9 protein-coding genes are annotated in these 13960 nt (G+C 51.7%); 8 read left to right on the top strand and 1 reads right to left on the bottom strand.

Features of this window, described 5'->3' with window-relative positions:
* The first annotated feature begins 12 nt into the window (after positions 1-12).
* Together AABZ39_15625 and AABZ39_15620 are read left to right on the top strand one after the other, a co-directional pair.
* Positions 13-1821 carry a DUF3604 domain-containing protein gene (locus AABZ39_15625; protein MEK6796209.1) on the top strand — a complete coding sequence of 603 codons (1809 nt, stop codon included), beginning with the start codon at positions 13-15 and terminating at the stop codon, positions 1819-1821.
* A 108-nt stretch (positions 1822-1929) separates the two neighbouring features.
* Positions 1930-2415: a hypothetical protein gene (locus tag AABZ39_15620; GenBank protein ID MEK6796208.1), complete on the top strand. Its 486-nt coding sequence runs from the start codon at positions 1930-1932 to the stop codon at positions 2413-2415.
* Between the two features lie 99 nt (positions 2416-2514).
* Here AABZ39_15620 and AABZ39_15615 read toward each other — a convergent pair whose 3' ends face one another.
* A complete protein-coding gene (locus AABZ39_15615) occupies positions 2515-4815 on the bottom strand; it encodes a hypothetical protein (GenBank protein ID MEK6796207.1) in 2301 nt (766 codons plus the stop codon).
* Positions 4816-5226: 411 nt separating this feature from the next.
* Here AABZ39_15615 and AABZ39_15610 point away from each other — a divergent pair, with 411 nt between their 5' ends.
* The 6 genes from AABZ39_15610 (at position 5227) to AABZ39_15585 (ending at position 13712) form a co-directional block, all read left to right on the top strand.
* Positions 5227-6042 (top strand): IclR family transcriptional regulator, encoded by an 816-nt coding sequence (locus AABZ39_15610; GenBank protein MEK6796206.1) that lies wholly within the window; start codon positions 5227-5229, stop codon positions 6040-6042.
* Positions 6039-7418, top strand: coding sequence for a hypothetical protein (locus AABZ39_15605; GenBank protein MEK6796205.1), 1380 nt, complete (start codon positions 6039-6041; stop codon positions 7416-7418). The genes AABZ39_15610 and AABZ39_15605 overlap by 4 nt, the downstream gene beginning before the upstream one ends.
* Before the next feature lie 234 nt (positions 7419-7652).
* Positions 7653-8513, top strand: coding sequence for an AraC family transcriptional regulator (locus tag AABZ39_15600; protein ID MEK6796204.1), 861 nt, complete (start codon positions 7653-7655; stop codon positions 8511-8513).
* A 213-nt stretch (positions 8514-8726) separates the two neighbouring features.
* A complete protein-coding gene (locus tag AABZ39_15595; GenBank protein ID MEK6796203.1) occupies positions 8727-9809 on the top strand; it encodes a uroporphyrinogen decarboxylase family protein in 1083 nt (360 codons plus the stop codon).
* A gap of 55 nt (positions 9810-9864) precedes the next feature.
* Positions 9865-11688, top strand: coding sequence for a LamG domain-containing protein (locus AABZ39_15590; GenBank protein ID MEK6796202.1), 1824 nt, complete (start codon positions 9865-9867; stop codon positions 11686-11688).
* Entirely contained in the window at positions 11667-13712 is a 2046-nt protein-coding gene (locus AABZ39_15585) for a sugar-binding protein (GenBank protein MEK6796201.1), read from the top strand. Before AABZ39_15590 ends, AABZ39_15585 begins: the two co-directional genes overlap by 22 nt.
* Positions 13713-13960: the final 248 nt, after the last annotated feature.

Here is a 13960-nt window from a genome sequence, read left to right as displayed (position 1 = left end):
ATGGAGAAGAACGTGAAAGAGTATTTTATCTCGGCAGATCTCACGCCCGGGCAGGTGCTGGCGGGCGACAGCATTACCATCACCATTCGCCTTGTAATAGGGAAAGATTTCATCTCCGAAAAAAGCCGCATCGTCTTCGATATGCCCGGCACATTGAAATATTCGCGCCCGACATGCTATCTGCCGTCGGAGGACGGCTACACCGAGGTGTACTGCTCGAACCCCGATGTCGTCTATTCAAGGAAGGTCTGGGATATCGCCACCGAGGATTTCGCGAAAAAATGCGCGGTACAGGGCATGGGCGGTAGAACACAGCGGATGTTCGTCATCGATATCGAGGATGGAAAACTCTCGGCGGGTGATGAGATCATCGTCAAATGGGGGGATGTCGTCAACGGTTTCGGTGTCGGCACCAAGGTCGTATCTACCCTCACCTTCCCCGACTTCCATGATACCGTACATGTACGATATTTCATCAACCGCGACACGGCATTCCCCGATCTTGCCCGGGATTTCAAAGGCTATGAACGCCCGGTCCCGGATGCAGAGATACCGCTCGACATAGAGATACTGCCGCGTGAACCCGTGTCGCTCAGGCTCCTGCGCAGGACGAAAAAAGCATACCTGCAGATACTCGACAGGTTCGCCAACATTTGCAGAACGGATTCGCTTGACGGATTCTTACAGGGAAATCTCGCGGCGGTGAAGAATACAAGCGGCGTGTACGAATTCAACGCCCCGCACATTTCCGTTGTATCGAACTCGTTGCCGTTATCGCAAAGCCCCGCATTGAACGATGTCTTTGACAGCATGCACATCTATTTCGGCGATATGCACACGCATTCATCGATATCCAATGACTGCGCGGACCGCCAGAAAAGCAACAGCACGCCTGAACGTCACTTCACCTATGCCCGCGATGTGGCCGCGCTCGATTTCGCGGCACTTACCGATCATCATCAGCCGTGGGACAGCGAGCGCAATAAGATAGGCGAAAAGAACTGGGAGATCATCTGCTCCACGGCTAAGCGCTTCACGGCGGCGGGAGAATTCATCGCATTCCCGGGTTTTGAATACCGCTGCCCCCGCGGCGACACGGCGATAGTGCTCAACGAGGACATCTCCTACGCAGAGATCGATGACCCATCATTGAAAGATATCCGTACCCTCTGGGAAAAATTCAAAGGACGGGATTATCTCAGCATTCCGCACTTTCATAATACCGGAAGCCTGCCCGTAAACGAATGGTATCGATGCCCAGACGAACGCATAGAGCCGGTGCTTGAGATCAATTCATGCCACGGGAGCTATGAACGCGAAGGGGCGCTCGAGACGGGTCTATCGACATCGAAACCGTTCCGCAGCGACCGATGCGGGAATTATTTTCTGCAGAACGGCTATCCCTGCGGCTTCGTCTGCAATTCCGACGGTCATATCGGCAATCCCGGGAACAATGGACTTACGGCCGTCTTCGCGCGCGAGCTTACCCGCGAAGCGATATTCGAAGCGATACGCAACCGTCATGTCTACGGCACCACCAATGCGCGGATACGCCTTTTGTTCACGATGAACGGCTCTCTCATGGGCTCACGGCTTACTGCGGTCGATGAGAAGAAACTATCGATATCGCTATCCGGCGAAAGTAAATTCAAAGCGGTGGATATTTTCAGGAACGGCGTACTCTTCCGGCGCTTCAAACCGTATGCGGTCGATTTCCAGGAGACAATGACCATTCGTGACGCCGGAAAGTCGAGCTGGTATGTGCGGGCCATACAGATGGATAATCACGTTGCGTATGCAAGTCCGATCTGGTTCACCTGAAAAAACTTCGCGAAAGAGCGGCCGGGCCAGGGGAACGATCAACGAACGTACGGCACTTGCGATTGACGATAAGTGTAATAGAATAAAAGCACAAGACCAGGAGACATCATGAACACGACATTACGAAGCATCATCCTTGCGCTCACCACACTTGCCGTCTGTTATGCGGCGGACGCGGTCATCACGTCGCCGAAGAACATCAAGACCGATGTTGCTCCGCTGACGAAGGACAGGCTGCGCTGTGCCGACACCCTGTACAAGATGATCGAGATACCGTCGACGCTTGAGAACAGTCCGAGCATTACCGTACCGCGCGGCGATCGTGCGAAACCGGGTATCGCATATACATTCACCATCGATGTACCGTCCACGGTGTATCTCTTCGTCATGATGAAGAACAACGCGAATCTTCCCTCGGAGTGGAAGCGCACGCCGCTTACCGCAAAATGGACAACGGACGGGGGAAAGACGATATTCTCCGATGCCGTCTATGCGCAGGACCTCCCGGCGGGAACAGTCGCAGTACCGGAACATCAGGGATTCAGCGACGCTTCGTATGCGATACCGCATCTGTGCGTCGTCGTGACAAAATAGCGGCGCATTGCGGAGCCGTCTCTACCGTTGCACCGTAAAAACAACCGCATCGTTCGCCCTTATGAAAAAAGTGTTTTCATTTTCGACATCTTCTTTTGCCTATTCAGCGACAAGCTCGAAAAACGGCGTGGTGTACTTAAGCGATGCGATATCGATCTCGATCTTCAGCGCACCGTCAGCAACGGAGACGGGAAGCTTTTCAGCGCGTGTGCCATCGACTTTTAGCGCATAGAGCGCGAACTTCGACGCATCTTTGCAGGTGAGCGAGGCGTTGAGCTTTCCCGTGCGCATAAGTATGGGCATTGTTCCCTGTTTGTACATTGTCTGCCAGCCGGTGGATGTGTTCAGTGCTGAAAGCTCCATGCCGGTGAATGCCATTTCAGTATTGTAGACCAACACTACGCGCTTGGATGAAGCAAGCGGCCTTTCATCAACAGCAACGGCTGCAATGGCAGCCGGGATGCTTGAGCCCTCCACGCGCAGACAGGAAAGCGATTCCGATCTGTCCGCCGGGAGTGATACACCTTCGGTCCGGGGGGTTACCACACGAACGAGCTTTTCCCGAACACGCATGGTTATCTCACCTGTTTCGCTCTGGAATACTTCACGATCCGGATCGCTTAGATTATCCGCAGGCAGTATCCCCTTGGACCTCATTCCTTCGACGAATCCCTTCAATGAGAATGCGGAATTCCTTGACGCCTCGACGCTCGTAGACCATTCCCCGGCAATAACTTCCGCGCCGCTGTCGGGAAGGATGACGCTGTCGGGGGGGCGTATCGATGCGGACTTTGTAAGTCGTTTTATTTCCGGAAAGGTTATGCTGAAACCTGTCATGAGAGCGATCTTATCCTGTTCGGTATTGATCGCTTTGTTCCCGCTTGCGTGCAAGTACTGAGAAGGGATCTGCAATTCGACGCGATGAGCGGCCTTCTTCACATCGCCGCGCTGGAATAGGCATGCGGTGATAAAGTCGTTGGCGCGCGCCACCGGGTTTCGCGCGGACCAGTCGTCGTAGGGATGGGGAAGATCAAGCGCCTCCGGGGCGACCGGATCCTCGTGCAGTATGATACCGTCAAACCCCTGAAGCGACGAATATGGCGCAAAAATGAGCCCTTCTTCGTGCTGATAGATATTCGGGAAATAATGATGCGTCTCCGTGATGATGAACGGGCTGCCGGAAAGCCGCGTGCCATTGGCCGCTCGCCAGTAGTTTGCTGCAAGTCCGGTAGAGCCGCCCTGCCAGCATTTCGATCCGGGGCGCACCCCGTCAGTGCTGCCGCCTGTGTACGCGTTCATGGTAGACACTGCCGATGTTTCCCACCGGACGGCGCTGTCGAATGTTTTCTTGGAATAGTTGAATTGCGCGATAAGCCCCTTGTAGCCGGTCCCCCGCACTACATCTTCACACCAAGCCATCTGTGCACGGGCAAGATCTATGTAGAAAAACCCGAGGTCGATACCCTTTTGTCCGGTGTCATCTTTCGGAGGCTCGATCACATCAAAGGATGCAGTGTCAGCGCTTTCGTTCCAGGCCGCGGCTAATGCTTCAGGTGTTTTATATTTCTCGATGAGCCAGGCACGCCATGCGGTCAGAAAAAGCTCACGGGTGGTTCGTGAAACGCGTGTGAGCACCACGGGATTCTTTCCGATCTCCTGTTCATTGTAAAATTCAACGCAGGCAATGGCGGGATCGTCCTTCCATGCGATCTTGGTATAAGGATTCACATGCGAGAGCCGTTTTTCAGTGACCGCCTTCCAGCGAGCCCTGGTCTCGGCATCCCCGAGGAACATCTTCAGCTTATCCTCATTACGCTCCTCGAATGCTTTTCCGGTGTTCGTCCGCCCGAGCGTATAGGCAGCGATGGTAAGATACGTATACACACCCTGCGCTTTGAGCTCGGCGGCAAAACGGTCGATAGTGTCGAGTCGCTCAGGGTTGAACTCGCAGTCGGCCGCCGCACCTTTCATGAGATACGATTCCATCGCCATCGGCCGTACGATATTGTATCCCTGTCTTCGTATCAGTCCCGCCAATGATAACAAATACTCCCGAGCCGCGTCAGTGTCCATCTTATCCATCAGCTTGAAATAAATATAGAATACACCGAAACCGAGGAATCGTCTCGGTACATCGGGAGAGTCCTCGAACGCAAGCCCTCCGTTCTTCGAGACGATGATCCTGCCGTGCTTCCCGGCCGGACCGGATTCGGAGATCGATGAGAGATCGAGCGCGCTCCCCATTTTTATCTGAACATCCGACATATCCACGATCTTCCATTCTTCGTTCGCCGAGAAGACTATCGTTCCATCGCTTTTCACGATATTTTCTCCCGCTGCAACAGTGCCGAGTACGAACGCGGCCATCCCTATTGTCGCAAGTTTCAGCGTCAATTTCATCGAAGCTCCCTCTTTTGACTGCACCTCTGCTTTCGTCAAACTCCATTGAAGATAATGCACGTGGATTGATAAGGAAATGGACAAATTCCTTCTCGCCATGCACTTTTTGCTGCTGATCCGGGGGGCAATGAATGATCAGCGACATCGCTTCACTTTTCCAGTCATCGTCCGACACTCAGAAGACACCAGGGGGCGATACGCTGTCCTTCGAGTGGGTGCTTGGCCCCATCAGTCTATTTTGGTTCGGGTATCATCGGCCCATGTCTGATCGGTGTGCCTCCCCGTATCCTGACCATCTCATGGGGATTTGACTTTCCCTGCCCCAGGGTTATATTATCTATATCATAGATATATTATTATTTCACATAGTGGAATAATAATATATGCCGACACGATGTGCAAACGGTATACATGAAAAAAATACAGGTATTAGAGCGCGCCTTCGCGGTCCTTGAAATGATGGCAAAAGGGTCCGGCAGGGTGCACACGCTCAGTGAATTGATACATGCATCCGGGCTCAAAGCGCCGACAATGGTGCACATTCTTCAGACCCTCGTTTCACTCGGGTATGTCGAGCACTTGGGGCGAAAAAAGGGATACGTGCTCGGGTCAGGGGTATATGCCCTCGCACGGGGAGAGCGGTACCAGGACCCGCTCGCAGCGGCAAAACCGTACTTGGAGGAATTCTCACTCAACACCGGGGAATACATCGCGCTGTCGGTATTACGCGATGGGCAGCGCATCATCGTGCATCATATACGATCGACAAAGAGCGTGCAGGTGGATACACCCATGCAGGAACGGGAAACACCGTACCGCTCCGTCTCCGGACGGCTGCTGCTGGCTTCACTTCCTGAAGCGTTACAGCGTAAACATTTCAGACAATACGGACTCCCCGGGGAACTCTGGCCGGAGATAAGCTCAGAGGCCGATTTTGTGATGGAGTTGTCCAGTATCCGTGCGCAGGGAAAGGTAATCAGCATTACGAATGACCTCACCTCGATAGCCATTCCCATTCGTGTGAAAGGGGCAGTTATCGCAGCACTCGGGGTTTTCCTTCCATCGTACAGGTTCAAAACAGAACAGAGAAAAGCGATTCTGTCATTGCTTGCACATACCGCCGAAAAAATATCTGACCATTTCGATGAACGGCTGGATTCAAATGTTTCGGGAACAACGGATAAACCCTCTACCGCGCGATCAAAAATGAAGGACGATAAAAAATGAGCGAACAAGAGCATCTCACCGCGCATCCATCCGATCCGCGCTATCTCTCCCTCGGCGGAAAGACATGGATACCCATCGGTCTCAATACTGCGTTCGTACGCGCCTGGACCGACCCGGCGGAAGCGCTTGTCAGGCATTGCGTATGGATTGACCGCATCGCCGACAACGGCGGGAATTGTGCCCGCATATGGCTGAGCCAGCCCCTGCTCGATCCGGAAACGAAGCGTGCCGGCGAATTCGATCCGAAAGCGGCACGGCGGCTTCATGTCTTACTCGACAGGGCGCGCGAGCGCGATGTTAAGCTGAAATTATGCATCGATCATGTACGGAGCATATTCCCGCGCAAAGAGAACGAGCTGTTCCCCGGTGCAGCGACATTTCACAAGCCGGTGTGGGCAAAAGCAGCAGGCGGACCGGCGGATACCATTGCAGAATATATCGATGGAAAAGCCGGGCGCGAACATTATCTCAAGCGTGTTGACTTCTTTGCCGACATCACAGGCAATGATACCGCTGTCATGGGATGGGAGCTCTGGAACGAAGTGAACTGCGTTGAGGGCGACTGGGTCGCGTGGACGAAGTACATGCTCCCGGAAGTCGCGAGGCGCGTATCGCAGCCGGTGATGCAGTCATACGGCGGCGATGATTATGAAGGCGGTGCCGAGACATATCAAAAAGGCATACCCATCCCCGGTAATGCCATGGCGCAGATACACCGCTACATCAATATGGGATCGCGCAGGAGTGAAACAGCGCGAGGTCCCATGGACATCATGGCCGGTGATGCGATACACACGGTACGCGCACTCTGCGGTGGTGACCGGCCTTTGCTCCTCAATGAATGCAGCGCCGTGGAACCGCACTATGTCGCACCGTCGCATCTCCTCGCACGCGACAAAAAAGGAACGCTGCTGCACGATCTGCTCTTCGCACCGTTCTTCGCGGGCGCGGCGGGCAGCGGCATGAGCTGGTACTGGGACCATCACTACTTCGATCTGCATAACCTCTGGTGGCATCTGAAGCGATTCGCCAATGCAGTAAAGGATATCGATCCTGTCGCTGAAAAGTTCCAGCCCGAGCGCCGCGACATCCCCGGCATACGCGTATGGCAATTGAGCGGTCCGCGTATGGTGACAGCCTGGCTTCGCGATGCTGAAAGCGATTGGAAGTATGAGCTTGAGGACGGGGAAAATCCGCGCACGGTAAGCGATGCCCGGTGGAAGCCGGGGTTCAGCGCAGAGCAGTTATCGAACGCGAAGATAGAGGCATATGATCCGTGGGCGGACACATGGCAGACGCTTCGCGCTGATGGGGATGAGATCATCATTCCGGCATTCAAGCGGTCGCTTGTCGTCCGCGCACGTCTGGATCTTTGAGCATTTGCGAATGAATGTCAGCTATGCTATTACTTTGCATATTTTACGCACAATGTGCAAAATATACTTACTGCTGTTCTGTCGCTCTCGCCGAACATCCATGTTCGGCTGGCGCTAAGCCATGTTTCACGCGGGATGCAATATTTTCCACTTACTACCGCGCATCCTGCGCGTAGTACACGCGATTCACCAGTTTGGGTTGCAGGCATGCCCGCGCTATGCTATACTCTCGACATGTCAACATCGAGCCGCAGCATTTATTGTTCTGACAGGAAAAACGTCCTTTCACAGATATATCCCTGCCTGAAGTCGATTATTGAATACACATCCTATGGGCGCTGGCGTACAAAAATAGCACGCCCGATAACCCATACGGTCAGTTATGTGCAGGAAGGGGCAGCAAGTCTCGTCATCGATAAAAAAAGATACCGGTCTCTGCCGGAAACGATCACGATCTATTCTCCTGGACAGAAATATCACGGTGCGAATGAAAAGCCATACGTCCCCTATCGCATCTTCTCCTATGTTATCGATTTCGGCGCAGACGTCATCCTTCCCTCCCGTTTCTCTCCGGAGGGGGGCGTCCGCGCGCGCAGCATTCTGGATACGGTAAAAGCGCTCGCCGTTCGCAAAGAAAGCAACGAGCTTGCGGTAAAGAACCTTCTTCTGGAATTCTTCGCCCTCGCCGCAACGCCGCATGCGACGGCATCGCAGCCTGATCGCAATCGGATCCTCTGCCGCCGCATTCAGGACCATATCGATGCGCATTGCAGTGAGCCTTTCAGTCTCAGCGCACTTGCCGAGATAGGGAATCTAAGCACATTCCGCGTCAGTCACCTCTTCAAGGACATCACCGGGCATTCGCCGCGCGAATATTATCATGAGCGTAAAATACTCGCAGCGAAGCATCTGCTTGCAGGCACGACGATGAACATCACTGAGATAGCATCGGAGCTCGGCTTTGCGTCCGTGCATCATCTTTCGGGATTGTTCACGAATATAACGGGGCATTCGCCCGTCGCGTATCGTGCACAGCTGCTGAAGGTCGCAAAAAGAAGTTCACGGAGCCGGTTGGATAACGCTCCAAGCGTTTGACATCCTCACATTCCATCCGCAAAAGCATGTACAGGTATAGCAAAAGCGTATACGCATCACGGCACTCTTAGTATTATGATTATCTCCGCATCTGCTTGAAAACGCACCCCTATCCCCCACCCCTTTCCCCCCGTGGCGGCTCTGCCGCCAGCTGCGCCAAAGGCGCACGTCTGGGAAGGGAAAGGGGAGAAAGGAATATTAGCGAGGAATGTTATGACATCAAAAGAACGGGTATTGCGTTCCATCCGGCATCAGGAAGTGGACCGCGTTCCCAGCTATATGTTAAGCGGAGGCAGCATCAACTCCATGCTTGCAGAAAGACTCGGGATAGATACATCCCAGCTGAATCGTACCAACTCGTATGGTAATTTCGATATTATCGATCGTCTTGGATGTGATGTACGGTTCATATATCCTGCGCCTATTCCTCCGCCCGGGTATAAATACTTCTCTTGCGGCAGCGTTCATGCAGCCCTGCATGACGGAGTCCTCATCTATGAGAAAATGCCCCTTGAAAACGCGACAAGCGTTGACGAAATAGTAAACTATGAAAAGTGGCCAAGCCCCGATTGGACGAACTATACAATACCACAATGGATGCTTCCTGAACTGAAAGACAAAGCTGTTTGCGCATATGATATGAATATACTTCTATTATATGCAATGGGCATGCGCGGCATGGAAAACATCATGATGGACATGGCAGGCGACCCCGATATGGCACATGCGGTTTTCAAAAAAGTAAGCGATCATCACTGCGAACGCATGCGTCGTTTTCTTACCGTGAACGAAGGCCTTGTCGATATAGTCGGCATCGGCGATGACGTGGCCGGACAGGACGGCATGTTCTTCGGCGTTGACATGTGGCGGGAATTCATCAAGCCGTATCTGCAAAAGGCGGTGGATATCTGCTATGAGTTTAACGTCATCCCCTACTTCCACGGCTGCGGCGGCTTTTCAGTGCTCTATAAAGATTTTATTGAAATGGGCATCACCTGTACCGGACGACTTCAGACAGAAGCGAAAGGGAATAATTTTGCGAAAATTAAGCAGGAATATGGGAAAGACTTATGCCTTTGGGGTGCTGTCGATTGCCAACACAAAGTAATTGAAGGAACGCCCGACGATGTGCGTGCACATGTCAGGCAGCTTTTGCGGGAAAACGCTGACGGTACGGGTTTCATCGCAGGACCGACGCATTCGTTTACTGATGATACGCCGGTGGAAAATATTGCTGCACTATACGATGCGCTCTGTGAAAAAACGACTGTGTGTGATAGAATTGGAATCAAGTAACATAAAACCAATGGGGAAGATCATGCTGCATACAATACACTATATCGGACGAGCTATGGCGATTCTCTTTGCATGCGTGATATGCATACACGCGCAGAAACCCGACGACGGACTTCTGCTGCGCCTCGACTTCAAAGATGCGACAGGCGGCAGTATGCAGGACATGACTGGAAAGCATACGTTATCCGCGTTGTCAGGAAAGATCGCTGTGCAGGATGACGCATTGGTCACGGGCATGAATAAAATTTACATTCTTTCCAACCACAGTATATTCAACTGCACAAGTGAATTGACGCTGTCATTCTGGCTGTCGGTTAAATCGAATACCGGCCGTCAGTACTTGTTATTTAAAGGTATTCGCGACACGAAGCCCGAGAAAGTTCAGTTTCTGACCGGTTTGCTCGATGGTCGCTTAACATTCTCTGCCATGGATTCGGATGGAGTATGGAACACATTAGCCGAGACACCGAAACCGGTGATCGAAGCAAATCGATGGCACCATTGCGGCATAACGTATAAAAACGGCGTGGTATCGCTATTTGTCGACGGAAAGATGCTCTATTCAAAACAATATTCAATTACGTCGTTAGTCCCGAATGATGCGCCGATCTATATCGGCGGGGGCATGTTCGCGGGCGCCAATCAACCAAACGCTTATTTTTGCGAGGGACAGGTCAAGGATATCCGGATTTATAATCGCTCGATCAGCGGACAGGAAATGAAAACGCTGAGTGGAAATGTGTCAGACAAGACAGATGATGTTCCATCGGGATCACGTTTTGGACGAAATCTGTTATTTAATTCGAGCTTCGAACTTGGGGATAAGGGCTGGTCGGGACAAAGGTTAGTAAAAATTGACGCGGAGGGTAAATGGGATTACAAAGGACAGGGCTGGGTGATAGATAATGCAACCGCCAGATTTGGAAAGAACTCCATTCGTCTGGATGTTCCGGAAAACAATGCGGTATTATTCAGTTCACATGAGTTTTATGCAAATGCCAGAAAAGAGGTGACCGTTTCCTTCTGGGCAAAAAGCGCTGCCGAAAAATATCCCGTTCAGGTAATGCTAAGAAGCATCATGACCAGCGGCCCGAAACTCGATCTGCAAATGGGCGGGGGCAGTTTTCTCCTGGGGCGTGATTGGAAGCGTTATTCATTCGCCTTCACCGTGGGAAATGAAAAGTCGCGGTTCTTTTATTTTTCTGTTGTCGCCGGCAACGATGGTAAAAACGTATTTAACACACCAGGCACAGTATGGTTGGACGGGCTGCAAACTGAGGAAGGAAAACTTTCTGACTATGTGCCTTCGTCTGCGGTAGAGGCAGCGGTATACGTGCCTGAGATAATAGTGTCGCCGGGGAAAATCAAAGGCGACGTAATTGCGATCTCGTATTCCGTTCCCCAAAACGCCACGCCAATCGGAATTACTCTGAAAAACAGCTTCTTCAATCGTAGTGAATCATCGCAAAGTCATATTTTTGAGCTGAAACCCGGTGTGCCGCAAAGAAAAAGTTTTGAGTTCAGCGGGGAGAATTTCGGATATTTCAATATTTTCACCAGCCTACAGCCAGGAAGCCCTGACGGTGAGGTATTCGTCTATAATCGCAAACTGCCACTGGCTACCCAGCGCCCGCCGGAAGATTTATCATCGCAGTCTGCAGCTGCATTCGTCCGGGTTTTTCCACCATCTTCGCCGAAAAAAGGCTTTCGGATCGGGGTACAAAGTACGCTGGACGGTGCTGTAAATATCGGGCTCCCGTTCCCCGGCGATCCAGTACCGTTTTTCGCCGATAGCATCGGTACAGCGCAGCAAATTGCTGACAGCACCCGCCTTGCTGGCGGATTGATGTTTCGAGAATGGGGCAACAAAAAAATATAGGGAACTGGGATGACCTGGAACCCGAACAGGGAAAATTCCAATGGAGGCGTGTCGACACAATTGTCGCACTGGCGCAACAGAAAGGGATCGATCTGGTTGTGTGCATTCCCGGAACCTTTCTTTATAAGCCTGAACGACCGATCGGCAAATGGGAGGTTCCGGAATGGGCGCGAAAGCGCGACCGTCTTGGCAACCCGGACGGCAAGGATGGTACATTTGGCTGGTGTAAATCGCCTCATCGTGTAATCCTTCCTCAATTGGATGACTGGAGGAATTTTGTAAAAGCTTATGCCGAACGTTACACGGGGAAAATACCCTATTATGAGATATTTAACGAGCCGAATTGGTATTTGTCTCCCGAATACTATTTGGAATATCTTCAGGTCGCCTCGGAAGAGATCAGAAAGGCAGACCCCGCTGCGAAGATCGTCGGCATATGCGCGACCTCCGATGACAATGCCGATCAGAACGGATTCATCGAAGATTGTCTGAAACTTGGTGCCGCGAAATATTGTGACATCATCACATTCCACCCGTATACTGCCAGGATCGATAACGGCAAACCGTATACTGCCATGGAAGGGATAAGAGCGACAAAAGGACTCCTCTCAAAATACAATATCGACAAGCCACTTTGGAACGGTGAGATGTACTACCTTGTTTCATCTTTTCACCCCTATGTATCGCTCAGTGCCGATGAATTCACTGCGGACGCAATAACCAGATGTTACGCTATTGATATGGGGGAAAGACTTGGCGCGTCCTTTCCGCTCTATTATGAGCAACTATTCGCCAATTGCTATCTACCGAACACCTATTTTCCAACGCTGCGACACGCGGCTAATGTGACAGCCAAATTCGCCGCCAATTCCGCTGCCGGCCATTTCCTGAACGGCGCTGTTCCGCTTAAAACGATTGAAACCGCAGATGTTCTCTGCTATCTTTACAAGAACGATGACAAACTCTTTAGCGCTGCATGGGCATTGCGTGACCCGGTTGAACTTTCTGTAACACTGCCTCCCAACGCGGCGGTAACCGCGCATGACATGTTCGGCACGGTACTGGAGCGACATTCAGGAAAAATGACGCTCGGGCTGGATCGTCCGCCGCTGTGGCTGGAATGGACCGGAGCTGATGCTGTGGCGGCAGGGCAGTCGCTGGAAAAAATGACGGTGCGCGGTAAAAATAATCTTAAACTTGGACGGGCGATCATATCGAAGGATGGATATGCCTGTATCAGCATATCCAACATTTCAGGCGCGACTGTGAATGATGTTTTACTCAGAATGGAGGCCGCCTCTTTTGAAGCCCCGATAAAATCCGAAGCAAGTCAGTTCGCGGCGAACGAATCAAAGATATTTCTTTTGCCGATACAGATCAAAGGAAATCCCGAAGCAATCCCATTAACTGTCTTTGCCGGCACCTCCGAGCGCATGCTCAAGCAGTCCATGGTGGCTGGTCTTGTTGAAACACTGCCGGTCGAGAAAGACCGGTTCACGGAATTTACTTCTATCGTCAAAACCGTGGACGGCAAAATCGATTCCGAGAATGATCTTGCTGCTCAATTTTCAGTTTCCTATGATGATGAGGGGTATTTGCTTGTCCGAGTAAAAGTTATTGACGATGCCGCGGGGGCAATAATAAAAGACGCGCCCTGGGATGAAGATTGCATCGAGATATTTATCGACGTCTTCCCTCTTCTTTCCGAAAACCTCAACCAGGCTGCATACAATAAATCAACGTTTCAAATAGCTGTCTCGCCGCGCCGCACTGATGCGCGTATTACCAGTAATAAACTGAAAGGAGTAACCCTGTCCGCTGTAAAAGCAGACGGGGCCGGATATAAAGTCGAAATAAAGATACCCTTATCCGACCACCTGGGGACACTACAGGGAAAATTCATCGGCTTTGACATCGCTATCGACGATTCCGATTCGAACAAAAGAAAATCACAGACGGTTTGGAGCGGGTCGAGCGATAATTATCAAAACCGTTCACGGTTCGGTATTTTGAAATTCAAGTAGGGCTCCTGTTGCTTCAAGGATAATCGTATGGATCCAAACGATGCCATTGGATTTCCGCAAGAACGTATACATGAACAGCAATTCCGTATACATACCGTCAGGGGATCTGTTGTTACATTACACATCATGCGGTGATGAATTTTACTAAAGGAGCAGAACCATGAACGGTAAAGAACGTTTTGTCAATGTACTTTCCGGCAAGCCGGTGGATCGTTTTCCGGTCATGAGGTGGATGAGCAGCTTTGCGC

This window comes from Spirochaetota bacterium (assembly GCA_038043445.1).
GTDB lineage: Bacteria > Spirochaetota > Brachyspiria > Brachyspirales > JACRPF01 > JBBTBY01.
The sequence above is the reverse complement of the archived record's forward strand: the minus strand, read 5'-3'. Positions and strand labels throughout refer to the sequence as shown.